The 24542-nt window shown below is 72.5% G+C and carries 18 protein-coding genes; 7 read left to right on the forward strand and 11 right to left on the reverse strand.

Translation table 11 applies throughout. The annotated features are described in order from the left end of the window. Positions 1 to 16: 16 nt before the first annotated feature. Entirely contained in the window at positions 17 to 649 is a 633-nt protein-coding gene (locus tag ABZ374_RS04595; RefSeq protein ID WP_360306077.1) for a response regulator transcription factor, read from the reverse strand. Then, a complete protein-coding gene (locus ABZ374_RS04600; protein ID WP_360306079.1) occupies positions 646 to 1833 on the reverse strand; it encodes a sensor histidine kinase in 1188 nt (395 codons plus the stop codon). The genes ABZ374_RS04595 and ABZ374_RS04600 overlap by 4 nt, the downstream gene beginning before the upstream one ends. Before the next feature lie 268 nt (positions 1834 to 2101). Between ABZ374_RS04600 and ABZ374_RS04605 the strand changes: the two genes are divergently transcribed. Further along, complete coding sequence (locus tag ABZ374_RS04605) at positions 2102 to 2659, forward strand: heme-binding protein (protein ID WP_360306081.1); 558 nt, start codon at positions 2102 to 2104, stop codon at positions 2657 to 2659. A 188-nt stretch (positions 2660 to 2847) separates the two neighbouring features. Here the strand turns inward: ABZ374_RS04605 and ABZ374_RS04610 are convergent, their stop codons facing one another. Together ABZ374_RS04610 and ABZ374_RS04615 are read right to left on the reverse strand one after the other, a co-directional pair. Then, a complete protein-coding gene (locus ABZ374_RS04610) occupies positions 2848 to 3051 on the reverse strand; it encodes a hypothetical protein (RefSeq protein ID WP_360306083.1) in 204 nt (67 codons plus the stop codon). 266 nt (positions 3052 to 3317) lie between these two features. Next, on the reverse strand, positions 3318 to 4658 hold the full coding sequence (locus ABZ374_RS04615; protein WP_360306085.1) for a GH1 family beta-glucosidase: 1341 nt from the start codon (positions 4656 to 4658) through the stop codon (positions 3318 to 3320). A 193-nt stretch (positions 4659 to 4851) separates the two neighbouring features. Here ABZ374_RS04615 and ABZ374_RS04620 point away from each other — a divergent pair, with 193 nt between their 5' ends. Both ABZ374_RS04620 and ABZ374_RS04625 read left to right on the forward strand, forming a co-directional pair. Continuing rightward, positions 4852 to 8685 (forward strand): ABC transporter ATP-binding protein, encoded by a 3834-nt coding sequence (locus ABZ374_RS04620; RefSeq protein WP_360306087.1) that lies wholly within the window; start codon positions 4852 to 4854, stop codon positions 8683 to 8685. 373 nt (positions 8686 to 9058) lie between these two features. Next, positions 9059 to 9499, forward strand: a complete 441-nt coding sequence (locus ABZ374_RS04625) for a VOC family protein (protein ID WP_360306089.1) — start codon at positions 9059 to 9061, stop codon at positions 9497 to 9499. A gap of 354 nt (positions 9500 to 9853) precedes the next feature. Here the strand turns inward: ABZ374_RS04625 and ABZ374_RS04630 are convergent, their stop codons facing one another. From ABZ374_RS04630 to ABZ374_RS04640, 3 genes are read right to left on the reverse strand one after another with little or no spacing between them, the layout of a single operon-like run. Beyond that, positions 9854 to 12394 carry an FtsX-like permease family protein gene (locus ABZ374_RS04630; protein WP_360306091.1) on the reverse strand — a complete coding sequence of 847 codons (2541 nt, stop codon included), beginning with the start codon at positions 12392 to 12394 and terminating at the stop codon, positions 9854 to 9856. Positions 12395 to 12400: 6 nt separating this feature from the next. Next, positions 12401 to 13180, reverse strand: a complete 780-nt coding sequence (locus tag ABZ374_RS04635; RefSeq protein ID WP_360306093.1) for an ABC transporter ATP-binding protein — start codon at positions 13178 to 13180, stop codon at positions 12401 to 12403. After that, positions 13177 to 13857, reverse strand: coding sequence for a hypothetical protein (locus ABZ374_RS04640; RefSeq protein ID WP_360306095.1), 681 nt, complete (start codon positions 13855 to 13857; stop codon positions 13177 to 13179). Before ABZ374_RS04640 ends, ABZ374_RS04635 begins: the two co-directional genes overlap by 4 nt. A gap of 315 nt (positions 13858 to 14172) precedes the next feature. Between ABZ374_RS04640 and ABZ374_RS04645 the strand changes: the two genes are divergently transcribed. Together ABZ374_RS04645 and ABZ374_RS04650 are read left to right on the forward strand one after the other, a co-directional pair. After that, complete coding sequence (locus ABZ374_RS04645) at positions 14173 to 15552, forward strand: sensor histidine kinase (protein ID WP_360306097.1); 1380 nt, start codon at positions 14173 to 14175, stop codon at positions 15550 to 15552. Beyond that, a complete protein-coding gene (locus tag ABZ374_RS04650; protein WP_360306099.1) occupies positions 15549 to 16223 on the forward strand; it encodes a response regulator transcription factor in 675 nt (224 codons plus the stop codon). The genes ABZ374_RS04645 and ABZ374_RS04650 overlap by 4 nt, the downstream gene beginning before the upstream one ends. 174 nt (positions 16224 to 16397) lie before the next feature. Here the strand turns inward: ABZ374_RS04650 and ABZ374_RS04655 are convergent, their stop codons facing one another. The 3 genes from ABZ374_RS04655 to ABZ374_RS04665 form a co-directional block, all read right to left on the reverse strand. Further along, the gene (locus ABZ374_RS04655; RefSeq protein ID WP_360306101.1) at positions 16398 to 18932 is read right to left on the reverse strand and encodes an ABC transporter permease; all 2535 of its coding nucleotides are present in this window, start codon (positions 18930 to 18932) and stop codon (positions 16398 to 16400) included. Beyond that, a complete protein-coding gene (locus tag ABZ374_RS04660; protein WP_360306103.1) occupies positions 18932 to 19765 on the reverse strand; it encodes an ABC transporter ATP-binding protein in 834 nt (277 codons plus the stop codon). The genes ABZ374_RS04655 and ABZ374_RS04660 overlap by 1 nt, the downstream gene beginning before the upstream one ends. A 176-nt stretch (positions 19766 to 19941) precedes the next feature. After that, entirely contained in the window at positions 19942 to 21408 is a 1467-nt protein-coding gene (locus tag ABZ374_RS04665; protein WP_360306105.1) for an MFS transporter, read from the reverse strand. Between the two features lie 255 nt (positions 21409 to 21663). Here ABZ374_RS04665 and ABZ374_RS04670 point away from each other — a divergent pair, with 255 nt between their 5' ends. Together ABZ374_RS04670 and ABZ374_RS04675 are read left to right on the forward strand one after the other, a co-directional pair. Beyond that, on the forward strand, positions 21664 to 22143 hold the full coding sequence (locus ABZ374_RS04670) for a hypothetical protein (RefSeq protein WP_360306107.1): 480 nt from the start codon (positions 21664 to 21666) through the stop codon (positions 22141 to 22143). Between the two features lie 165 nt (positions 22144 to 22308). Then, a complete protein-coding gene (locus tag ABZ374_RS04675) occupies positions 22309 to 23376 on the forward strand; it encodes an aminotransferase class V-fold PLP-dependent enzyme (RefSeq protein ID WP_360306109.1) in 1068 nt (355 codons plus the stop codon). Positions 23377 to 23451: 75 nt separating this feature from the next. On the opposite strand, the gene ABZ374_RS04680 is transcribed toward ABZ374_RS04675, so the two are convergent. Next, positions 23452 to 24435, reverse strand: coding sequence for a TIGR03620 family F420-dependent LLM class oxidoreductase (locus ABZ374_RS04680; RefSeq protein ID WP_360306111.1), 984 nt, complete (start codon positions 24433 to 24435; stop codon positions 23452 to 23454). Positions 24436 to 24542: the final 107 nt, after the last annotated feature.

Below are 24542 nucleotides of genomic sequence, written 5' to 3' on the forward strand. Positions count from 1 at the left end.
CCGGAATGACGGATCGTCAGGTCAGCCGGATCAGCCGCCGTTCGGTGGCCACGCTCACCGCGGCGGTGCGGGTGTCCACGCCGAGCTTCGCGTAGATGTGGCCCAGGTGGGTCTTCACCGTGGCCTGCGAGATGAACAACTCGCGGGCGATCTCCGCGTTGCCGACGCCGCGCGCGAGCAGGTGCAGGATCTCCACCTCGCGGGCGGTCAGCGTGCTGTCGGGCTTGCGCATCCGGCTGAACAGGCGCGCGGCCACCTCGGGGGCCAGCACGGTCCGGCCCGCCGCGGCGTCGTGCACCGCGCGGAACAGGTCCTCGGGGCTGCCCGCCTTGAGCAGGTAGCCGGCCGCGCCCGCCTCGATCGCCCGGGAGACGTCCGCGTCCGTGTCGTACATGGTCAACACCAGCACGTGCGGCGGCTCGGGCAGCGCGAGCAGGCGCCGGGTGGCCTCGACGCCGTCGATCCCGCCGACCAGTTGCAGGTCCATCAGCACCACGTCGGGGCACAGCGCGGCGGCCTGCCGGACCGCGTCCTCGCCGCTCGCCGCCTCGCCCGCCACCTCGATGCCCGCCTCCCCGGCGAACAGCGCGAGCAGGCCGGCCCGGACCACGGCGTGGTCGTCGCACACGATCAGGCGGATCGGGTTCACGGGGTGGCTCCTGGGCTCGGACGGGAGGAGGGCTCGGTGGCGGCGGCCGCGGCGGGCGGCGGTGCGGCGTCGGGGACGGTGGCGGCGAGCGCGGTGCCCTCGCCCGGGGCGCTCTCGACGGTGAGTTCGCCGCCCACCTCGGCCAGTCGGCGGCGCAGCGACGGGAGACCGTAGCCACGCAGGTCGCCCACCCGGGTCCGGCCCGGGTCGAAGCCGACGCCGTCGTCGCGGATGTCCAGTGCCACCCGGTCCGGCAGGTAGGTGAGGGTCACGTGCACGGCCCGGGCCCGGGCGTGTTCGCGCACGTTGGCCAGCGCGCCCTGCGCGGTCCGGGTGAGCGCGGCCTGCACCGGCTCGGCCAGCGCGCGGATCCGGCCGTCCACGGCGAGCGTGACATCGGGCCCGTCCTGGGTCCGGAAACGTTCGACGACCCGGGCCAGGCCGCCCGCGAGCCCGGGGTCGTCGGCGAGTTCGGCGGGGGCCAGGTCGCGGACGAACCGGCGGATCTCCTCGACGCCGAGCGCCGCCACCTGCTCCGCCCGGTGCACGTGCGCACGGGCGGCGACGGGATCGGCGTCCCAGCTCCGGTCCGCGGCCTGGAGCAACATCCGCAGGCTGGAGGTGCCCTGCGCGATGGTGTCGTGGATCTCCCGGGACAACCGCTCGCGCTCGGCCAGCACGCCCGCGCGGCGCTCGCTGACCGCGAGTTCGGCGACGGTCTCGCGCAGCCGGCACTCGTCGCTGCGCATCCGGGTGAACACGGCGGTGGCGATCGCGGCGACCGCGGGCGGGCCGAGGAACAGGCTGGGGTCGATGGTGTCGGCGAGTCGGTACTGGGCGATCACCACGGCGGTGGTGAGCAGCACCACCGTGCCGATCGCCGCCCGCGTCGACAAGACCCGCAGACCGGTGTAGAGCAGCGGCACGGCGCACCACGCGAAGCTCGGCGCGACGGTGACCAGCGCCAGCCACGTGGCGAGCACCGCGGTCAGCCAGGCCGCTCGCGCGGGTGCGGCGTCCTCGGGCAGGGCCAGGCCGGCCAGGTAGAGCACGGCGAGCAGCAGCGCGAGCGCGAGCACCCACGGCGCCCGGCCGTCGGTGCCGTGTCGGACCGTGTATCGGGCGAGCGACGCGGCGAGCAGCAGCAGGAAACCCGCGTGGATCACCAGTCCGGCGTGCCGCACCGGCCATGGCTCTGTTCGCTGTCGGGGCACGACGTACCTGTTCCCTGTCCCGTTCGGCTCGACCACGCGCGAACGCGCGCGGATCGACGGTCCCCTCCACCGTGGGCCGGCGCGCCGGGGTCCGGATCGGCCGATCGGTTGATCTTCGCACCGCCCGACCGGCGCGCCGGGACCGGCGACTCTGCCGATGGCGGGCGGGCGGATCGACGGGAGTGTGGAGGCATCGGGACAACGCCCGGGAACGACGCAGGAATAGGGAGTACGGACGATGAGCAACTTTTCGACGCGTGGTCGGGTGCTGACCGGGGTCTTCTCGCTCGCGGCGGTCGGTGCGGTCACCGCCGGTGTCGCGGCGGCCCAGGTGCCCGGCACCTCGGAGGCCAAGCACGACGAGCGCCCGGCGGCGGCCGTGGTGTCGGTCAAGACGCTGGGCGTGGACGCCGCGAGCAAGGCGGCCCAGGCCGCGCTCGACGCCGCCGAGAAGGACGGTCAGCGGGTCACCGTGGTCGTGGTCGCCCGGGACGGCTCCACCCGGGTGGTGCTCAAGGGTGACGGCGCCGGCCCGCAGTCGGAGGAGTCGGCCCGGCGCAAGGCGTACACCGCCGTGTCCTGGAACGCCCCGACCTCGACGCTCGCCCAGCGGGTCACCGCCCCGGGCGCGTCGCTCCGGGACATCCCCGGCACGCTGTTCCTGGCCGGCGCGGTGCCGGTGGCCGTGGACGGCGCCCCGATCGTGGGCATCGGGGTGGCCGGTGCCCCCGCCGGCGACCTGGACGAGAAGTACGCCGCCGAGGGCCTCAAGGCGATCGCCGGTCAGCTCAAGTAGCCGACCGTCGGACCCGGCCGTGCGCCGCCCTGTACCGGGCGCCTTCGGGCATCGGGCGCCGCCGTGCGTCCGGGATGGCCTCGGGCGGCGGGCGATCCCGGGTCGAGGGACGAGGCACCGCTCCTCGCCCCTCGACTCCGGGGTCGACTCCGCCGCCGGTGGCGCCACGCGGCGGCGCCGGTGGGCGGTCAGCCGAAGACCACCGTGCCCTGGGTGTTGAAGATCGCGCTCTGGAAGGGCAACAGCAGTTGGGCCGGCAGGAAGCTGTCCGGCATCAGCGGCTCGCGAGGCGTCTGCGCGGCGCGTGCCGCGGGAATGTACAGCGAGGCCATCGAGCCGAAGATGACCGCCGTGATGATCACGGCCGCCTTGCGAAATCCGTGCTTGACCATGGAATTGCCCTTCACCGGGGACGTCGGGGGAAACGAATCGGCGTCCCGCCGCGCTCCGGAATTCCGGACACGGCTCCGCCGCGCCGCCCGGGGATTTCATGGCGGCGCGGCAACTCTAGGGTTTTGTCGGCAAAGGAAAAGACACCGTTCGCCCTCCCGGGTGACGTCATCGGTTGGCCCAGGGTCCAGGACACGCAATTTCACCCGGAAGGGTGAGGATTATGCGCCTGCGCGCTCCCGCACGTGTCCATGTACCGTGCCGGGCGTTATGCGGGCCGCCCGGCGCCGATGCGCTCACGCAGCCAGTGATACGAAGCTCGCGGTGTCCGGGTCCCGGTCGGGAAGTCGACATGGATCAAGCCGAACCGTTGGTGATAGCCCTCGGCCCATTCGAAGTTGTCCAGCAGGGACCAGACGAAATAGCCGCGGACGTCGATTCCGGCTTTGCTCACCGCGCTCACCGCGGCGATATGCCCGTCCAGGAACGCGATGCGTTCCGGATCGTCGAGCCCCTCCGCCGTCGAGCAGCCGTTCTCGGTGATCCAGATCGGCGGCAGCGCGTCGCCGTAGCGCGCCCCGAGCCCGGTCAGCAGGGTGCTCAGTCCCTCGGGGACCACCGGCCAGTCGAAGGCGGTCCGCGGCACGCCGGTGATCTCCACCGTGGTGAACGGCAGCGGCGCGCCCGGCTCACCCTCGGCGATCACCGTCGGGTTGTAGTAGTTGACGCCCAGGCCGCTCACCGAGCCGCCGATCAGGTCGAGATCGCCGGGTTCGACGAAGGGCAGCGCCGCGGCGTCGTGGCCGTACGCGCTCAGATCCGGGTAGCGGCCGAGCAGCAGCGGGTCGGTGAACAGCCGGTTGTGCAGCGTGTCGTACGCCGCCGCGGCGGCCCGATCGGCCGCGCTCTCGCTCGCCGCGGTCACCGGGGTCAGGTTGTTGGACACCAGGACCCGTTCCGCGCCGGCCTCGCGCAGCACGGCGGCGGCCAGACCGTGGCCGAGCAGTTGGTGGTGCGCGGCGGGCAGCGCGTCCAGGAGCAGCGCGTGGCCCGGCGCGTGCACGCCGAGCGCATAGCCCCAGGCCATGTGGATGAACGGCTCGTTGAGCGTGATCCAGGTACGCACCCGGTCGCCGAGCCGGGCCGCGACGTGTTCCGCGTAGTCGGCGAATCGGGCGGCGGTGTCGCGCGCGAGCCAGCCGCCGCCGTCCTCCAGGGCCTGCGGCAGGTCCCAGTGGAACAGCGTCGGGGTCGGCGTGATGCCGCGTTCGATCAGCGCGTCGACCAGGCGGTCGTAGAAGTCCAGACCCGCCGGATTCGGCTTGCCCCGCCCATCCGGCTGGATCCGCGGCCAGGCGATGGAGAACCGGTAGGCGTCCACGCCCAGGTCGGCCATCAGCGCGACGTCCTCGGCCCAGCGGTGGTAGTGGTCGCAGGCGATCTCGCCGGTGTGGCCGTCGCGGATCCGCCCCGGTTCGGCACAGAAGGTGTCCCAGACCGAGCGGCCTCGGCCGTCCTCGGTCACCGCGCCCTCGATCTGGTAGGCGGCGGTCGCGGTGCCCCAGGAGAAGCCCGCGGGCAGCTCCCAGGGGGTGGCGGGGGACGTCATGGCGGCTCCTGGGTGGGGTTCGCGGGCGGTCCGGGCGGTTTCGGGTGATCCGTCGGCGGTCGGGCGCCCCGGTGGGCCGGTCCGGTCGGGCGGCGGATCGCGGCCCATGATGGCCCGCGCGGTGTGTGGGGTCCAGGGTGTCTTCGGGTCATCCGAACATCGTTTTGCCGGTTGACAATTAGAATGGTTGTCCATGACAACCACACCCGCGCCGGGCCGCCCCGAACACGGCTGGCTGCGCCGCCTGCTGGCCGCCTCGTGGCGGTACCGGAGCAGCGTGCTGATCGCGTTCGGGGCGTCCCTGGTGGGGATGGCGGTCACCGCGCTGGTTCCGCTGGTGCAGCGCAAGGTGGTCGACGACGCGGTCGCCGGCGAGTTGGGCGATCTGCTGCCGCTGTCGGTGCTGCTGCTGGGCGCAGCCGTGGTCGTCTTCGGCTGTACCTACGCGCGGCGCTACGTCGGCGGCAAGTTGTCCCTGGACGTGCAGTACGACCTGCGCACCCGCATCTTCGGCGCGCTCTCCCGGCTGGACGGTGCGCGGCAGGACGAATTGCAGACCGGGCAGATCGTCAGTCGGGGCATCTCCGACGTGACGATGGTCCAGGGCTTCATGTCGATGATCCCGATGATGACCGGCAGCGTGCTGCTCTTCGTCATCTCGCTCGGGGTGATGTTCTGGCTCTCGCCGCTGCTCACACTGGTGTCGCTGGCGGTGGGGCCGGGCTTGTTCGCGGTGGCCTACCTGTCCCGGAAGCGGCTGTTCCCGGCCACCTGGCAGGCTCAGCAGGACGCCGCCGCGCTGGCCGGCGTGGTGGACAACGCGGTGACCGGGGTCCGGGTGGTCAAGGGCTTCGGTCAGGAGGAGCAGGAATTGCTCCGGCTGGAGACGGCCGGCCGCAGGCTGTTCGCCTCCCGGCTGCGCGCGGTCCGGTTGAACAGTCGGTACACCCCGACGCTTGCCACGATCCCCGCACTCGGCCAGGTCGGGGTGCTCGCGCTCGGCGGCTGGTTGGCCGTGCGCGGCGAGATCACCCTGGGCACGTTCCTGGCCTTCTCCACCTACCTCGGCCAATTGGTCGGGCCGGTGCGCATGCTCTCCGGCCTGTTGACGTTCGGGCAGCAGGCCCGGGCCAGCGTGGAGCGCATCTTCGAGGTGATCGACTCCCAGCCGATCGTGACCGAGAAGCCGGACGCCCGGGTGCTGCCGGTGGTGGCCGCCTCGGTGGAGTTGGCGGATGTGCGGTTCGGCTACGTCGCCTCCCGGCCGGTGCTGGACGGGTTGTCGCTGCGGGTGGAACCGGGCGAGACGTTGGCCCTGGTGGGCACCTCCGGATCGGGCAAGTCCACCGTGTCGATGTTGCTGCCCCGGTTCTACGACGTGCAGTCCGGGGCGATCCTGGTGGACGGGCACGATGTGCGGGATCTGACGTTCGACTCGCTGCGCTCGGCGATCGGCCTGGTGATGGAGGACAGCTTCCTGTTCTCGGACACCGTGCGGGCCAACATCGCGTACGGCCGGCCGGACGCGACCGAGGAGCAGGTGCTCGCGGCGGCGCGGGCGGCCGAGGCCGACGCGTTCATCCGCGAACTGCCGGCGGGCTACGACACGGTGGTCGGCGAACAGGGCCTGACGCTGTCCGGCGGGCAGCGGCAACGGGTGGCGCTCGCCCGGGCGTTGATCACCGATCCGCGGATCCTGTTGCTGGACGACGCGACCTCGGCGGTGGACCCCAAGGTCGAGGCGGAGATCCACGCCACGCTGCACCGGGTGATGGCCGGGCGCACCACGATCCTGGTCGCACACCGCCGCTCGACGCTGCAACTGGCCGACCGGATCGCGGTGCTGGATCGGGGTCGGCTGGTGGACGTGGGCAGCCATGACGAGCTGAGCGGGCGCTGCCCGTTGTACCGGCTGCTGCTGTCGGGGCCGGGCGAGGACGCGGAGGGCGTGGACGCGCACGAGGCGATCGGGGCGGGCGCGCCGGGTGTGCTCGGGGAACCGGGCGAGCCGTCGGCCGCCGGTGGGGTGACGCCCGCGCTGTGGGAGCGTTCGGCCTCGACCGATGCGGTGCCCGCGGTCGCGCCGGGTGCGGTCGCCGGGACCGGGACGGGCGGTGGCCCGCGTGGGTGGGCGGCGATGCTCCAGGCCACGCCGGAGTTGCTCGCCCAGGTGGCCAAGCTTCCGCCCGCGACGGATCGGCCCGACGTGGACGACGCGCGGGCGCGACGCTTGGACTCGGCGTTCGATCTGCGCTCGTTGTTGCGGCCGTTCCGGTGGGCGTTGTCGCTCGCCTTGGTCCTGGTGATCCTGGACACCGGCGCACAACTGGCGCTGCCGGCGCTGATCCGGGACGGAATCGACCGGGGCATCGACGACGGGGCGACCGGCGCGATCATGACGGTGTCGCTGATCGCCGTCGTGATCGTGGCCGCCGACTGGTTCGTCAACGTCGGCCAGGCACTGATCGCGGGTCGCACCGGCGAGCGGTTGCTCTACACACTGCGGGTGAAGACCTTCGCCCACCTGCAACGACTGGGCCTGGACTACTACGAACGCGAGTTGTCCGGGCGGATCATGACCCGGATGACCACCGACGTGGACGCGCTGTCCACGTTCTTGCAGACCGGGTTGATCAGCGCGGTGGTCAGCGTGCTGACCTTCTTCGGGATCATGATCGCGCTGCTCGTGCTCGACTGGGAGCTCGGGCTGATCGTGATGAGTGTGCTGCCGATCCTGATCGCGGCCACCGTGGTGTTTCGATCCAAGTCGTCAAAGGCGTACACGGAGGCGCGCGAGAAGGTCAGCGTGGTCAACGCCGATCTGCAGGAGAACGTCGCGGGACTGCGGGTGTCGCAGGCGTTTCGCCGTGAGGGCCGTAATTCGGAGCGGTTCGCCGAACGCAGCGACGACTACCGCGCATCGCGGCTGCGGGCGCAGCGCTACATCGCGATCTACTTCCCGTTCGGGCAGTTCCTGTCCAGCGTCGCGGCGGGCATCGCGCTGATCGTCGGCGCGCATCGGGTCGGCGGCGGCACGTTGTCGGCGGGCGCGTTGATCGCCTACCTGCTGTACATCGACATGTTCTTCTCACCGATCCAGCAGCTCTCCCAGGTCTTCGACGGCTACCAGCAGGCGGCGGTGGGGCTGCGCCGGATCCGCGACCTGCTGCGCACGCCCACCACGACCCCGCCGCCGGCCGTGCCGGTACCGGTGCCGGCGAGCGGGCTCAAGGGGGCGATCACCTTCGAGGACGTGCGGTTCGCGTACAACGCGCCCACTTTCGTGGACGACGAGGTCACCGATGCCGGCGTTGCCGCCGCCGCCGAGTCGCCCGAGGTGGTGTCCGGCATCTCGCTGCACATCGAACCGGGCGAGACGGTCGCGCTGGTGGGGCAGACCGGCGCGGGCAAGTCCACGCTGGTCAAGCTGGTGGCCCGGTTCTACGACGTGACCGGCGGCGCGGTGCTGGTGGACGGCGTGGACGTGCGCGACTACGACCTCGCGGCCTATCGACACCGGCTCGGCATCGTCCCGCAGGAGGCGTATCTGGCTCCGGGCAGCGTGCGGGACGCGATCGCGTACGGCCGCCCGGAGGCCACGGACGCCGAGGTCGAGGCGGCGGCCCGGGCGGTCGGCGCGCATGCCGCGATCGCCGAGCTGAACGGGGGCTATCTGCACGACGTCGGCGAGCGGGGGCGCAACCTGTCGGCGGGCCAGCGCCAACTGATCGCGCTCGCCCGCGCCTATCTGGTCGACCCGGACATCCTCCTGCTCGACGAGGCCACCGCCGCACTCGACCTGGCCACCGAGGCCGCGGTCACCCGGGCCACCGAAGCACTCACCGGCCGCCGCACCACGTTGGTCGTCGCCCACCGCCTGACCACCGCCGCCCGCGCCGACCGCATCGCCGTCATCGACCGAGGCCGCCTCGTCGAACTCGGCACCCACACCCGACTCCTCACCCAGGCAGGCCCCTACGCCTCCCTGTGGGCCGCCTTCACCGGCGCCAAGGAACACGCGGCCTAGGGGCGTGTCTGCAATCCCCCGTCGGGCTCTGCGGCGTGAGCGCAGCGAGGAGCCCGAAGGGCGGATGCCGTGCATCGGCGTGCCGGAGAAGCGCCTGCGTAGTGGTTCCATTCCGGTGTTTCTCCGGGGCGGCGAGGTGTGGTGCCGGGCGTCGCGGAGCTCGGCGGGGGATCGAAGACAGGCCCTGGTTTCCTCGGCCGGAAATCCGATGCGTGTATCCGGATTCGCCGGAAGGCTCGGACGGGAGGACCTTCGGCCGTGTCGACGTCGTCCCGCCGCTCGACCCCGACAACCACAAGAAGGAAAGGAGTGGTGACCGGCGAGACGGCCGGTCGAGCCGACGGCGTCGGACCCGGACCCTACCCTCGGGGACATGACCATTCAGCGCATGGACAATGTCGGCATCGTCGTCGACGACCTCGACGCCGCCGTCGCCTTCTTCATCGAACTCGGCATGGAGCTGGAAGGCAGGATGCCGATCGAAGGACGCTGGGCGGGGAACGTCGTCGGGCTCGACGACATGCGAAGCGAGATCGCGATGTTGCGGATCCCGGACGCCCCGGGCCGGATCGAACTGGCGAAGTACCACACCCCCAAGGCGATCACCCCCGAGCCGGAGATCGCCCCGGCGAACACGCTGGGCCTGCACCGCATCATGTTCGCCGTCGACGACATCGAGGACACCCTCGCCCGCCTCCGCCCGCACGGCGCCGAACTCGTCGGCGAAGTGACACGCTTCGAGGACAGCTACCTGCTCTGCTATCTCCGCGGGCCGAGCGGAGTCGTCCTCGCGCTGGCCGAGCAACTGAGCTGAGAAAAGGGAAGTCCGCTCATGATGGCGCCGACCTGGTGTCCTCCGCCGGCAATCGGCGCTTGCGGCCGGACGTGCAGGGCCTCGGACGCGCGGCGGCCTTCGCGGAGAGACCCGGTGACGGTGTCCGTCCACCCACGCGCGGCGGATCTCGCACAGCAGCAACGGCGCCCGCCCGGCCGGCCGGCCACGGACGGAACCAACCCGGCCGGCGTTCGAGGCCACCGGAGCCGATTCACCGCGCACGCCAACGGCGAAGCGCCGGCCGGACCGAAATTCGGCCCGGCCGGCGCTTGAGGCCACCTCGGCCGGAGGCGGGGTCACGGAACCCGGCCGGCCCCCGAGGACGAAGCGAACCTACTCGGTCGCGATCGAACGAAGCACAGGCAACCGCGCGGCCCGCGCGGCAGGCCGCGCTCCGGCTGCCAGCCCACCGAGCGCGCCCACGCCCACCAGCACCGCCAGTTGCACCGTGGGCACCGAGAACGGCAGCGCCGCCCCCGTATCGACACCGCCGATCGCACGAATCGCCACCCAGCCCAGGAACAGGCCGACCACGAGCCCACTCACCGCGCCGATCACCGCGACCAACGTCGACTCCCAGCGCAGCGCCGACCGCACCTGGGATCGCGCCGCGCCGATCGCCCGCAACAGGCCCAGCTCGCGCGTGCGTTCGTAGGCCGCCAGGGACAGCGTGTTCGCGATACCGCCCAACGCGATCACCAACGCGAGCGCGAGCAGCACGTAGACCACCGCGACCAGCGTCTGCAACATCTCCGCCCGCGCCGCCACGAACCCTTCCCGGTCCCGTACCGGCGGCGCGCCGTAGTCCTTGGCCAACCGCTCGACCTCGCCCTCGACCGTGTGCGTCGAGACGCCCGGCGCGAGCCGCAGCACCGTCGCGGCGTCCAGGGCCGCGTCGGCGTGCGACTCCCACGCGACGCGATCGATCAGGTAGTCGCCGACCACGGCCGTGCGGTCGTAGAGCCCGGTGACGGTGAACGTCTGCCGCGCACCGTCCGGGAAGGTCACCTCGGTGGTCGAACCGAGCCGCCAGCCCCGGTCCTTCGCGGCGTCCGCGGACACCGCCAGACCACTGGGACCGAGCCCGGTCACCCGCCCCTGCCGCACGTCGAGATCGAACACCCGGTCCAGCCGGCCCGAGTCCACCGCCAGCAGTTGCCGACCGTGCCCGTCCACCAACGCACCCGCGTTGCGGATCCCGGTCGCCGCGACCACGCCGGGCAACTCGGAGGCCCGCCGCGTGAGTTCGGGGCTGTGGCCGCCCCCGGCCCAGCCGGCGGGCGAGGATCCGCCGATCACCAACTGTCCGGCGATCACCTTCCGGGTCTGCTCACCGGCACCCTCCTTGAGCGAGGCCGCGAACACCGCGAACAGGGTGACGATGGCGATCCCGAGCAACATCGCGGTCGCCGCACCGGCGGTTCGACGCGGGCTGCGCAGCAGATTGCCGCGCGCCAACGCGCCCGGCGCGCCCCGCAGTCGCGGCAGCGGCGCGGTGAGCGGACCGCCGGCCGCCCGGATGCCCGCCGGGGCCACCGACAACACGCCCGCGAGCAGGGCCGGCGCGGCGATCGCCAGACCCACCAGGCCGCCGCCGGCGATGCCCACCGCCAGGCCCGCCGCGAGCAGCACCAGGCCCGCGAGCAGCCGCCCACGCGGCAGTTCGGTGCGCTCCGCGCCCGCGCCGCGCAGCGCGGTCACCGGTGCCACCCGCGAGCCGCGCACGGCCGGCACCAACGCGGCGAACGCGGTCACCAGGATGCCGACGGGCAACACCGTGAGCGCGGTGGACGTCTTGAACGTCAGCCCGCGGGCCGGTAGTTCGAAGCCGAGCCCGGCGAACAACTCCTTGAGCCCGGCGGCCAGCCCGAGCCCGGCCGCCAGGCCGAGCGCGGAAGCCGCCACGCCGATCACCAGGGCCTCGATCAGCGCCTGTCGCAGCGCCTGGCCCCGGCTCGCCCCCAGCGCCCGCATCAGGGCGACCTCGCGGGTGCGCTGCGCGGCCACCACGGAGAACGTGTGATTGATCGAGAAGGCCGCGACGACCAGCGCGATCGCGGCGAAGACGGTCAGGAAGGTGCGGAAGACCTTCAGGAAGCTGTCCTCCACGGCGGACACCGCCTCGCCGGTGGCCACGTTGCCGGGCACCGCCTGCACGTCGGCCGGCAGCGCTCGCTGGATCCGCGCGGCCAGGTCCTTCTGGTCGGTGCCGGGCGCGGCCCGGACCGCGATGGTGCCGACCTTGCCCGGGTCGCGCAGCACGTATCGGCGCGCGCCGTCGAGGTCGAAGGCGGTATACGAGCCGCCGCCGAAGGCGTCCAGGTCACCGAAGGTGGCCACGCCCACGATGGTCACCGGCACCGGCCCGGGGGTGAGCACGGTGGTCCGGTCGCCGGGCGCCAGGTGCCCCTGTTTGGCGGTGGCCCGGTCGATGACCACCTCGTCGGGCCCCGTCGGCGCGCGGCCGGCGGCCAGCCGGTACGGCGTCAGGGCCGGATCGGTCACCCAATTGCCCGCCGTGCGCGGGCCGTTGCCGGTGAGCGCCTTGCCGTCCTTGCCGATCACCTGACCGTAGCCCTGGATCACCGGTTCGGCGCCCGCGACGCCGGGCACCGCCCGGACCCGGTCCACCAGTGCGCCGTCGATCGCGCCCCGCTGGCTGCCGGGCCGGTCGGTCACCGAGGTGGCGTTGCGCACCACCACGTCCGTGCCGGCGCCGCTGTCTCGGATCAGCCCGCCGATGGAGGAGTTCATCGTGTCGGCGAGCACGAGCGCGCCGGAGAGGAAAGCCGTGCCCAGCAGCACGGCGAGGGCGAGTCCCACGAGCCGGCGTTTGCGAGCCCACAGGTTGGCGAGCGAGAGACGAATCAGCATCGCGCGTCACTCCCCTCGGGCGCCGGCACCCGCGGCGACTCGGTCGAATGCCTTCATCCGGTCCAGCACCCGGTCCGGGGTCGGCGCCTGCATCTCGTCGGCTATCCGGCCGTCGGCCAGGAACACCACGCTGTCCGCGTAGCCCGCGGCGACCGGGTCGTGGGTGACCATCAGCACGGTCTGATCGAGTTCGTTCACGGCGTCGCGCAGCAGCGCGAGCACCTCGGCGCCCGAGCGCGAGTCGAGGTTGCCGGTCGGCTCGTCGGCCATCACGATCTCCGGTCGCCCGACCAGTGCCCGGGCCACCGCGACCCGCTGCTGTTGCCCGCCGGAAAGCTCGCCGGGCCGGTGGTGCAGTCGCTGTGCCAAGTCGACCGCGGTGACCACCCGGTCCAGCCAGGCCGGGTCCGACTTGCGGCCCGCGAGCGACGCGGGCAGCACGATGTTCTCCAGCGCGGTCATCGTGGGCAGCAGGTTGAACGCCTGGAAGACGAATCCGATCCGGTCCCGGCGCAGCCGGGTGAGCTGCCGGTCGGTGAGCGAGCCCAGCTCGGTGTCACCGAGGAAGACCGCGCCGTCGGTGACGTCGTCCAAGCCGGCCAGGCAGTGCAGCAGCGTGGACTTGCCCGACCCGGAGGGACCCATCACGGCGGTGAACCGGCCGCGGGGGAAGCCGATGGTGACGTCGTCCAGGGCGCGCACGACGGTGTCCCCGACGCCGTGCACACGCGAGACGTGTTCGGCGCGCGCCGCGTAGTGCTTCGTGGGGTCGATGGTGGTGGTCATGACGATCCTTCTCGGGAGAGGGGACGGGAGGAAGCAAGGGGTGCCGGTCGACCCGCACGGGCGGGCGCAGCCGCGGCGTCGGCCCGGTCGACCCGGTCGGCCGTGCCGGCCGGGACGCGCCGATCGCGCGGTGTGTCGTCGGTGCGCCGGCTCGACCGGGTCCGACCCCGGCCGCGGTCGCCCGAGGGCTTGAAGACGGACAGCGCCGTCGCGGCGATCAACGCGAGCAACTGGAAGATCACCACGACCAGGTGCCAGGTCTGCAGCGGTGGCAACGCGTCCGCGTTGCCACCGGAGGCGGAGGCGGCGATCATCCGATGCGCGAACTGGCTGACCACACCGGCGCCGGCCACGATCACCGCGATCAGCAGCACGATCTTGATCTTGATCCAGAGGTGCTGCCACAGCCCCCAGGGCGTCCGCAGGCACAGCAGCACACCGGTGATCAGCGACAGCACGGCGAACGGAATCCCGCCCGCCAGCGCGAATATCCGCATCAGCTGATACGCGCCGTGTCGCAGCGCGGGGTCGTCGGTCGCGCGGGCCACGATGCCGATCAGCAGCATGACCCACTCGACGCCCAGCAGGCCGACCGCGAACACCACGTGCCCGGAGTTGACCGCCCTGCGGACCGACCTCGAATAGCGCCGTTTCCCGGTCGTCGGGGACGCGTTCACGGTGACCTCCTGGAAGCAATGCCGGACGGGAGCGCGGGTCGGGGCGTGGGCCCGGGCCCGTCGGCGAGGTGCGGAAACGGCCTCGCTCCGGGGGCCTCGTCGACGGGAACAACTCTTCCGATTCGCGGCCCTGCCGGCGTCCGGCCCGGGGATGCACCGGCCCTGCTGCCCCGGCAGGTCCAAGAGGCCCTCGACCAGCACGTTCCTGCTCCCTGGGGAGCAGCCTCCAGGAGCCCGTCTGCTTCCCCGGGAGCATCCGACAAGCCCACGCGCAGCGGACGCGCGCGACCCCCCGCTCCCCCTACCGTTGATCACATGACGAGCCCCTCGAATCCCCCGACCCGGAGCCCGGGATCGCGGCCCCGAGCACCGTGGTCGCGGGTTTCCCGCCCCGGCGCACACTGGCTCGCGCACACGCTCGGCCCGGTCCCACCCGTCGTGCGCGACATCGCGCTCGGGGTGCTGGTCTGCGCGGTGCAAATGGGCACGATGCTCTTCGCGAACCATCGCCAACCGGACCCCGCCCGGGCCCTGGACGCATGGGGGGTGCTGCTGATCGTCGCCGGCCCGTTGGCGCTGATCGTGCGCCGCCGCCACCGCGCGGGCGTGCTCGTGGTGACGGTCGGTTCGGCGCTGGTCTACACGATGCTCGACTATCCGCGCGGCCCGATCTTCTTCGCGATGATCATCGCGTTGTGGGGCGCCTTCGCCGCCGGCCTGCGCCTGTTGGCGTATGTGGTCCTGGTGCTGGGCTACACCGGCTTCGTCTGGATATCACCGCTGGTGACCTCCGAGTCGACGCCCGACCTCGGGCCGGCGCTGGGCATCGCCGCGTGGTTGCTGGTGCTCGCGGGGATCGGCGAGGTGGTCCGGCTGCGTCGCGCGTTCAACGCCGCGGAGGCACAGCGGGCCCGGGTGCATTCGCTCGGCCTGGCCGAGGCCGAGCGCCGCCGGGCGGGCGACGAACGGCTGCGCATCGCCCGCGAGTTGCACGATGTGCTCGCGCATCACATCTCGCTGATGAACGTGCAGGCGTCGGTGGGCCTGGAGTTGATGGACACCTCGCCGGAGCAGGCCCGCGAGGCGTTGACCGCGGTCAAGTACGCGAGTCGGGAGGCGCTGGGCGAGTTGCGTTCGGTGCTGGACATCCTCAAGGGCGACTCGGTCGACCATTCGGGTCCCGACGGTGCCCCTCGCGCGCCCACCGCGGGTCTGGACCGGCTCGACGACCTGGTCGCGCGCACCTCCGCCGGCGGGCTGACCGTGCGGGTCGAGCGCACGGGCACCGTCCGCCCGCTGACCGCGGCGGTGGACCTGGCGGCCTACCGGATCGTGCAGGAGGCGCTGACCAACACCCTGCGGCACGCGGCGGCGAGCGAGGCCGTGGTGGGGGTGACCTACGGCGAGACCGGTTTGCAGGTGTCGATCCGCGACAACGGCCGCGGGCCCGAGCCGAGCTCGTCCCCCGCCGACGCGCTGACCTCCGGCGGCAACGGGCTGCACGGCATGCGCCAGCGGGCCGCCGCGCTCGGCGGCCGCTGTGTCGCGGGACCGGTGCCGGGGCGCGGCTTTCACGTCCAGGCCCACCTGCCCTACGGTGATCGCGCCGACGCGCAGGACCGCGGCAAGGCTGCGCCGACCGCGTCGGCGGCGACCGCCGGCGGTCCGACGCAGTCCATCGAGGGGGACGCATGATCAGGTTGGTGCTGGCCGACGACCAGGCTCTGGTGCGCGCGGGCTTTCGGGCCCTGTTGTCCGCGCAGCCGGACATGGAGGTCGTGGGCGAGGCGGGCGAGGGCGGCGAGGCGGTCCGGCTCACCCGCGAACTGCGCCCTCACGTGGTGCTGATGGACATCCGGATGCCCGGCATGGACGGCCTGGAGGCGGCCCGGGTGATCGCCGCGGACCCGGCGCTGACCGACGTGCGGGTGGTCATCCTGACCACGTTCGACCTGGACGAGTACGTCTTCGAGGCGCTGCGCAATGGCGCGAGCGGCTTTTTGGTCAAGGACACCGAACCGGCCGAACTCCTGCGCGGGGTGCGGGTGGTCGCGGCGGGCGATGCCCTGTTGTCGCCGAATGTGACGCGCCGGTTGATCGAGGAGTACGCGGCCGGCGCCGCGCGGCCCGCCGTCGCGCCGTCCGCCGAACTGGCCCTGCTCACCGAGCGCGAGCGGGAGATCGTCGGGCTGGTCGGCCGCGGGTTGTCCAACGACGAGATCGCCGGACACCTGGTGCTCAGTCCGCTCACCGCGAAGACCCACGTGAGCCGGGCGATGACCAAGCTGTCCGTGCGCGATCGGGCCCAACTGGTGGTCTTCGCCTACGAGACCGGCCTGGTCACCCCGGGCCGCACCTCCCCCTGAGCAGGCGACCCGAGCGCAGCGGCGCGGCCGGCGACCAAGGCGATCGACGGCCCGCCGACCGCACCACCGACAAAGCGCCGGACGGGCCGTGTTCGACCCGTCCGGCGCTCGTGACGCGGCGACTTCCGCCGCGGCCGATTCCTCGGCCCGCTCCTCGATTCCGCCGCTACCGCCCTACTCCTTGGCGCCGACCGCGTCGATCGGGGCCAGCCGCAACAACCGGCGGGCCACCGGGGCCACCGTCAGCGGCGCCAGCAGGAGGGCGGCCGCGCTGATCGCCAGGCACAGCGGCAGCGGGACGTACGGGGTCGTGGTGTCGAACGAGCCCTTGTTGAACGGCACCAGGGTGGCCAGCGCCACCGACATGCCCAACCCCAGGCCGATCGCACCGACCATGATCGCCTCGCGCCGCAACACCGCGCGGACCTGGCCGTGCGTGCTGCCGATCATCCGCAGCAGGCCCAGTTCCCGGTTCCGGGCCGCCGTGGTGACCGCCATCGTGTTGATCGCGGCGATCGTCGCGAAGCCCGCGAGGATGACCAGCATGATGTAGTTCAGCCACTTGTTCGTCTCGCGGTCCTTGTCCACCTGGGTCGCGTACGCCGCCCGGTCCTGCACCGACACCCCCGGGTGACGCTGCGTCAGACCGGTCAGCGCCGCGTCCGCGGCCCGCACGTCCGCTCCGGCGGCGAACCGCACCAACAGCCGCGTGTCCAGCGCCGTCTCCACGTGTCGCTCGACCGCGGCCCGCGGCAGCGTCACCGCTGCGGTGCCCAGGCCGCGCTCGTAGATCGCCACCACGATGGGGTTGATCGCGGTCCCGTCCCCCAGCCACATCGACACCGGCTTGCCGACCTTGCCGTGCAGCGCCGACGCCATCTGCCGATCCAACGCGACCACGCCGCCCTGCGGTTGCGGCGCACCGGACCGCAACGCGTCGGTGCTGCCCTCACGCACGCCCAGATCCAACGTGGTCGACAGATCCTGCGTGGTGCCGCCGACGCCCTGCGCGCTCTGCTTCGCCAGGCCGCCGTCCCGAACGACCACGACCGAGGTGTTCAGCACCGACGTCACCGACGCGACACCGGGGGTGGCGGCCACCCGGGCGGTGGTCTGCGGAGCGAAGCCCGGCCCGGCCAGTACCCGATCCGCGGTGATCGCCTCCTTGGACTGCACGCTCGCGTGGTGGTCCTCGGCCGCGAACATGAAGCTCAGCGTGGCCGCGAAGGCGACCGCCAGCGCGATCGGAGTGATCGCCGACGCGAGTCGCCGCGAGTTGGCCCGGGCGTTGTCGAAGGCGAGTTGTCCGGTGGTGCCGAACAGGCTGCCGACCCACCCGAACACCGACACGAGCAGGTGCGCCAGAATCGGGCCGAGCAGGCCGATCGCGATCATGAACAGCATGATCACGCCGCCGGCCGCGGCGATCGCGTCGTCACCGGTGGCGTTCAGCGCGACCCGGGTCACCGCGATGCCGCCGCCGAGCGTGCCCAGTCCGAGCACCAGCCGGATCCAGCCGACGAAGACCCGCTCGGTGGCGGCGTCGCCCAGCGCCTCGGTCGGCTTGATCTTCGCACTGCGCCGCGCCGCGAGCAGTCCCGCGCCCAGCGCGGTCAGCGTGCCCGCGCCGATCGCCACGACCATCGGGATCCAGCCCACCGAGAGCGTGACGCCGTGCGCGACCAGGCCCCGGTCGTCCATGGCCGAGAACCACCAGCGGGCCAGCAGCGTGCCGGGCAGCACCCCGACGGCGCCCGCCACCAGGGACACCAGAGCGGTCTCGGTGGCGATCATCCGGCGGATCTGCCACGGCGTGGCCCCCACCGCGCGCAGCAGCGCGATGTCGCGCCGGCGCTGCCCCACCGACAGCGCGGTGGCGCCGGCGACCACGAAGATCGCCACCATCAGCACGATGCCGCCCAGGGTGCCGCCGATCGCGGTGAACATCTCCTTGGTGTTGCCGAAATCGCTGTACTCGGCCGCCCCACGCGCGTTCCCGGTGGCCACCTTGGCACCGGTGCCCGCCACCGCGGCCCGCACGTCCTCGGCCACCTTGCCGGTGTCCGCGCCGGCCGCCGGGAGCACCCCGATCGCGGTGACCGTGCCGGGGTGTCCGGCCAACCGCTGCGCGTCCGCGTCGGCCACGTACAGGTGCGCGCCCTCTCCCGGCACCACGCCGCTCACCCGCAGCGCGACCTCGCCGCCGGGCGTGGTCGCCCGCACGGTGTCGCCGACCTTGGCCGACCCGGCCGCGGCCGTGGTCAACACCACCTCGCCGGCGCCCGGCGCGGTGCCCTCGCGGGTGCCCGCCAGCGGCGCCGAGGACCAGCCGTGCCCGGCCGGTGTGGTCCGCTCGATCTGCGCCGGGAAGGTCAGGTCGGGGATCACCGCGCGCACCCCCGGCACGGCCGCGATCCGCCCGGCGAGCCCGGCGTCGATCCGGGTCCGCTCGGGCAACGGGGCCGATTCGGTGTACTTGCCCTCCCCCTTGCCCAACTGCTTGCTCACCTTGTCCGGCCCGCTGACCAGGATCGGCGTGTCGGCGTACCGCTCGGGGGTGGCATGCGCGCGAATGCCGCTCTCCATGAACACACCGCACATGGTGACCAGCATCGCGGCGAACAGCAGCGCCACGAACGAGCCCGCGAAGGACGCGGGCCGAAAGCGCACCGAGGTGCGCGCGAGACCGTTGGGTCGAAGCAGCGACATCAGGCGGCCTGTTCCTGTCGGGTGCCCACCTGCGAGAGGTCGACCATCCGGGCGGCGATCGCCTCGGGCGTGGGCCGGTACAGCTCGCCCGCGAGGTTGCCCTCGGCCAGGAAGACCACCCGGTCCGCGTAGGACGCGGCGACCGGGTCGTGGGTGACCATCACGATCGTGGCGCCGGTCCCGTCCACCGCGTGGCGCAGCAGGGTGAGCACCTCGGCGGCGGTGGTGGTGTCCAGCGCGCCGGTGGGTTCGTCCGCGAACAGCACGTCGGGCCGGGTGACCAGGGCGCGGGCGATCGCCACGCGCTGTTGCTGACCGCCGGACAGTTGCGCGGGTCGCCGATTCGCGTGCCGGTCCAGGCCGACCGTCGCGAGCACCTCGGCGGCGCGCCGGCGATCGGCGCGCACTCCGGCCAGGCGCAGCGGGAGCAGGACGTTCTTCTCCACGGTCAGCGAGGGCAGCAGGTTGAACGCCTGGAAGACGAAGCCGAGCCGGGTCCGGCGCAGCCGGGTGAGCTCGTTCTCCTTCATCGCGGTCAGGTCGTCGGTGCCCAGCAGCACCCGGCCGCCGTCCGGCCGGTCCAGGCCCGCGGCGCAGTGCAGGAAGGTGCTCTTGCCGGATCCGGACGGGCCCATCACCGCGGTGAAGGTGCCCCGGGGGATGGCCAGATCGATGCCGCGCAGCGCGTGTACCGCCGCCGCGCCCTTGCCGTACGCCTTGGTCACCGCGTCCAGCCGCACCGCGCAGTCCACCGAAGCGGGCGCCGCGTACCGCGGGGTGTACGCGGCATCCTTCTTCGCCTGCCGTGTACCGCGACCGCCTCGCCCGAACATGCTGCCTCCCGTGCCTCGTAACGCCTGTCGAAACCAACAGGTTCGACGCTACAAATCGGGGGCTGTGCGGCACGAGGGTGCGACCACGCGGATCGGGGGTGGGGGCAACCCCACCCCCGACACGTCGAGGGGGTGGGGACGGGCGGCCCCGAGGCGGTGCCTGGGGCCGCGGGTGCTCAGGCGACCGGGCGGGCGCCCGGCTTGGCCCGGCTGGGCACCACGAAGGTGACGCCGAGGGCGACGACGGCGGCGACGGCCGCGCAGACGAAGGTCAGTACGAAGCCGCGTTCGGCGGGCAGTCCGCCCGGGCCGGGGTTGGCGGTGAGCAGCGTCGTGGAGATCGCGCTCGCGCAGGACATGCCGACGGTGCGGGCGATGGTGTTGATGCCGGTGGCGATGCCGGTCTGCTCGACCGGGACGGCGCCGACGATCAGGTTGGCCATCGCCGACATGGCCAGCCCGATACCGATGCCGAAGATGAACATGGCGACCAGGATGTGCCAGCCGCTGGTGTGCAGGAGCGCCAGGAACGTGAAGCCCGCGGCCATCAGCACGCAGCCGGCGACCATCGCCGGCTTCGAGCCGAACCGCTTGTCGATCACGCCGGCCATCGGGCCGATCAGCAACATCGCGAACGCCTGCGGCAACACGTAGAGACCGGACACCGTCACGGTGGTGCCGAAGCCGTAACCGGTGCTCTCGGGCATCTGCAGGAAGCGCGGCACGAGCAGCATGCCCGCCATCATCGAGAAGCCGACGAGCAGGCCGCCCAGGTTGGTCGCCCACACTCCGCGCAGGCGCATCACCCGCATGTCCACGAGCGGTTCGTCCGTGCGCGACTCGGCGAACACCCACAGTCCGAGGAAGACGAAGCCGGCCACGAACAGGCCGACGGTGTTCAGGGAGCCCCAGCCCCAGGACTCGCCCTTGCTCAGCGCCAGCATCACGCCGACCAGACCGAGCGACAACAACGCGCCGCCGAGCCAGTGGATCCGGGTCTTGACCCGGACCGGCGATTCGGGGATCAGGAACCACGAGGCGATCGCGGTGACCAGGCAGGTCGCCATCGGGATCCAGAACAGCCAGTGGTAGGACAGGTGGTCCATGATCGGACCGGTGATCACGATGCCGATGCCGCCGCCGATGCCCATGATCGCGGACATCAGGCCGATCGCACCCGCGCGGCGCTCCGGCGGGAACTCGTCGCGCACGATGCCGAAGGAGAGCGGGAACACCGCGCCGCCGAAGCCCTGGATCACCCGACCGATGATCATCAGTCCGACCGAGTCGGCGAGCGCGCACACCAGCGAGCCGAACGCGAGCATGCCGATGGTGAACACGAACAGGCGCTTCTTGCCGTACATGTCGCCCAGCCGCCCCAGGATGGGCGTGGTCACCGAGGCGCACAGCAGGTAGCCGGTCATCAGCCACGAGGTGGCGTCGGCGGTGGCCCCGATCTCGGTCTGGATCTGCGGGAGGGCCGGCGCCAGCATCGACTGGAGCAGCGAGTAGGTCAGCGCACCCATGATCAGGACGAGCAGGACGAACCCCGTCCGGCTCATGCCCGCGGGCGCGGCCTCGACCGGGGTTTCGGGTGCGATGGGCGGGACAGTGGCGGACGGCGCCTGCTGCGCGCTCTTCAAGGTTGGTTCCTTACATGTACGGGCCACCGACAGGAACGCACGGCGCCCCGTGACAGGGTTTTTGGTTGGGTGTACCAACCGACTTTATGCGGCGCAGGAAGACTTGATCACCGTTCAACGAGACGTCGGGGTAAATTCCCCGTAAGTATTTGCTGCGCAATCTTCCACAATCTGTCAAATAACGGCCAAACCTCGACGGGCGATTCTGTGCCAAGATCGATCTGACGCATCGTCACTTCCTGGGAGGGCAACCCCGTGGCGGATCGAGAACCAGAGCTGCGCATCACCCACATCTCCGAGACCCCGTGGCACGAGGTCAAGGCCCAGTCGCACGGGGGCCGACGCACCTCGGTCTGGGAGAAGTTCCTGGAGTGGTCCCCCGAGCGCATGGTGATCTACGCCCGCTACGACGCGGGTGTCGTGGTCGAACGGCACGGCCACATGTCCGAGCACTACGTCTTCGTACTCGCCGGCGAGGTCCTGATCGGCGACCGCCCGTGCCCCGCCGGCACCCACATCACCCTCGAACAGGGCGCCGCCTTCGGCCCGCTGATCGCCGGCCCCGAGGGCGCGACGCTGTACGAGGTCATGTGCGGCGACCCCCGAGCGGTCCCCGCCGACCGCGAGGGCTTCGACCGCCTGTGCGCCGAACGCGACATCACCCCCCTCCCCAACCCCCCGGTCCCCTGGCCCGACTGGCTGGCCACCCGCACCGACGGCAACCCCGGCGCCTAGCCCGGTCCGGCGGATCCTGGTGGATCGAACACGCAACGCGACCCGTCGCGGGACGGCGCGGCGGGCGCGGCGCGCGGTGGGGCCTGGCCGCGGGCACGGAAAATCAGGCCACCTGTGGGCAGGTGGATCTGTCTTCAAAGGCCGCAAGCTGCCTAGCCTCGCGGTATGGACACGGAACTGGACTCGAATCCGACGTCGGACCCGGACCGGGAGCTTGCGCACTGGAGCGCGGAGCCCGGCTGGCTCAACACCGCGAGCAGCGGCCTGCCACCGGATGTCGCCATCGCGGCGCTGACCCGGGCCCAGGAGACCTGGCGGCGCGGGCGGATCGACATGGACGGATTCCACGCGGCCGGTGAACGGGCGCGTGCCTGCTTCGGCCGGATCGTCGGCGCGCCGGCCGAGGCGATCATGGCGGGCAACACCACCTCCGGACTGCTCGCGCCGTTCGCCGCCGGCCTGCCCGCCGGTGGGCGACTCGTGGTGCCGGAGGTCGAGTTCACCTCGAACCTGTTCCCGTGGCTGGTCCAGGAGGCCCGCGGCGTCGAGGTGGTCACGGTGCCGACCGCCGAACTCGTCGAGGCGATCGACGAACGCACCACGGCCGTCGCGTTCAGCCTGGTCCAGTCCGCCGACGGGTCGATCGCGGCCGAGGCGGACATCGTCGCGGCGGCCCGCGCGTACGGTGCGAGCGTCTACGTGGACGGCACCCAGGCCTGCGGGTGGCTGCCGGTGGACGCGACCCGGTACGACCTGTTCGTGGTCAGCGCCTACAAGTGGCTGATGGCCCCGCGCGGCGCGGCGTACGGCTACGTCGCACCGGAACTGGCCGCCCGCACCCTCCCGCACGCCGCCAACTGGTACGCCGGCGCGCCCGACGTCGACCCCTACTACGGCCCGCCGCTGCGGCTGACCGACAGCGCGCGCCGGTTCGACACCTCGCCGTCGTGGTTCTGCCAGGTGGGCGCCGACCCCGCGCTCGAACTGGTCGAGCGGATCGGGGTCGAGCACATCCACGCCCACGACATCGCCCTGGCCGACCGCTTCCGGACCGGCCTGGGCCTGCCGCCCGGCGACAGCGCGATCGTCGCGATCGACCTCCCCGACGCCCAGGCCCGCCTGGCCGCCGCCGACATCCACTTCTCGGCGCGCGCGGGCCGCACCCGGCTCGCCTTCCACGTGTACAACACCGACGCCGACGTGGACGCGGCCGTGGCCGCGCTCACCGCCTGACCCACCGGGCCCGCCCGCCGACGGCCACGCCGAGCGGGCCGGACACACCGGGCGGGCCCACGTCCCCTCCCCGACTCAGAGCAGCACCGAAGCCAGCGACCGCCAATCCGCCATCGGCGCCTGCGTCATCGTCTCGCCGAGCACCTGGACGCAGACGTGGTCGGCTCCGGCCGCGAACTGCGCGTGCACGCCCGCGTGGATCGCCGATTCGTCACCCGAGACCACCAGTCGGTCGACCAGCCGTTCGCTGCCGCCGTCCGCGAAGTCCTCCTCGGCCAGGCCCAGACGCAGCAGGTTGCGCCGGTAGTTGGGCAGTTCGAGGTAGATCCGCAGGTGCTCGCGGGCACGCCGCAACACCGTCTCGCGGTCGGTCGCGACCACCACGGCCTGCTCCACCGCGAGCAGCCGATCCGGTCCCAGCGCCGCACGCGCCTGGGCGGTGTGCTCGGGCGTGACCAGATAGGTGTGTGCGCCGTCGGCCCGCTCCCGGGCCAGGTCCAGCATCCGCGGGCCGAGCGCCGCGAGCACCCGCGGCGGGCGCGGGGCGTCGCCGCCGGCCGCGAAGTACAGCGAGGAGTCCATCGCGTCCAGGTACTCGCGCATGTGCGCGAGCGGCTTCTCGTACCTGCGCCCGCCCGGCCGCAGGCCCTCGACCAGCCCGCCGTGACTGATCCCCAGCCCGGTCAGGAAGCGCCCCGGGTGGGCCTCGTGCACCGTGCGCGCCGCCGCGTTGGCGGCCATCGCGTCCCGGGCCCACACATTCGCGATCCCGGTCGCGGCGGCGATCCGCGGCGCGGCGCCCAGCATCAGCAGCGCCTGGGTGAACGCCTCGCGGCCCACCGTCTCGCCCCACCACAGTGCGCCGTAGCCGAGTTCGTCGAACTCGGCCACGGTCTCGCGCAGTTTCGGCACGGGCAGGAAGTCGAGCGCCGCAGTCCACAGCCCGATCCGGCCCAGGTCCGGACCGGACCCTCCCGCGAGCCCCGGCGCGGACCGAGGCCCGGTGGTGGTCGGTATCGACGAGGGTGCGGGTGCCGGTGTCGACGGCGGTGTGGTCATGGCGCGCTCCCGAGATCCTGGCGTCCTGTAACGCTGTAACAGACAGATTCTCCCGCACCATACCGGTCGACATGGGCCACCCTTGGTTCCGAGGGAACCATGGACGC

Source organism: Embleya sp. NPDC005971, assembly GCF_040629175.1.
Lineage (GTDB): Bacteria > Actinomycetota > Actinomycetes > Streptomycetales > Streptomycetaceae > Embleya.

Coding starts and splice junctions, on each gene's coding strand:
- ABZ374_RS04635 (WP_360306093.1), bottom strand. CDS start 13,180: ATGACCACCACCATCGACCCCACGAAGCACTACGCGGCGCGCGCCGAA.
- ABZ374_RS04650 (WP_360306099.1), top strand. CDS start 15,549: ATGATCAGGTTGGTGCTGGCCGACGACCAGGCTCTGGTGCGCGCGGGC.
- ABZ374_RS04625 (WP_360306089.1), top strand. CDS start 9,059: ATGACCATTCAGCGCATGGACAATGTCGGCATCGTCGTCGACGACCTC.
- ABZ374_RS04645 (WP_360306097.1), top strand. CDS start 14,173: ATGACGAGCCCCTCGAATCCCCCGACCCGGAGCCCGGGATCGCGGCCC.
- ABZ374_RS04615 (WP_360306085.1), bottom strand. CDS start 4,658: ATGACGTCCCCCGCCACCCCCTGGGAGCTGCCCGCGGGCTTCTCCTGG.
- ABZ374_RS04610 (WP_360306083.1), bottom strand. CDS start 3,051: ATGGTCAAGCACGGATTTCGCAAGGCGGCCGTGATCATCACGGCGGTC.
- ABZ374_RS04655 (WP_360306101.1), bottom strand. CDS start 18,932: ATGTCGCTGCTTCGACCCAACGGTCTCGCGCGCACCTCGGTGCGCTTT.
- ABZ374_RS04675 (WP_360306109.1), top strand. CDS start 22,309: ATGGACACGGAACTGGACTCGAATCCGACGTCGGACCCGGACCGGGAG.
- ABZ374_RS04630 (WP_360306091.1), bottom strand. CDS start 12,394: ATGCTGATTCGTCTCTCGCTCGCCAACCTGTGGGCTCGCAAACGCCGG.
- ABZ374_RS04680 (WP_360306111.1), bottom strand. CDS start 24,435: ATGACCACACCGCCGTCGACACCGGCACCCGCACCCTCGTCGATACCG.
- ABZ374_RS04660 (WP_360306103.1), bottom strand. CDS start 19,765: ATGTTCGGGCGAGGCGGTCGCGGTACACGGCAGGCGAAGAAGGATGCC.
- ABZ374_RS04605 (WP_360306081.1), top strand. CDS start 2,102: ATGAGCAACTTTTCGACGCGTGGTCGGGTGCTGACCGGGGTCTTCTCG.
- ABZ374_RS04620 (WP_360306087.1), top strand. CDS start 4,852: ATGACAACCACACCCGCGCCGGGCCGCCCCGAACACGGCTGGCTGCGC.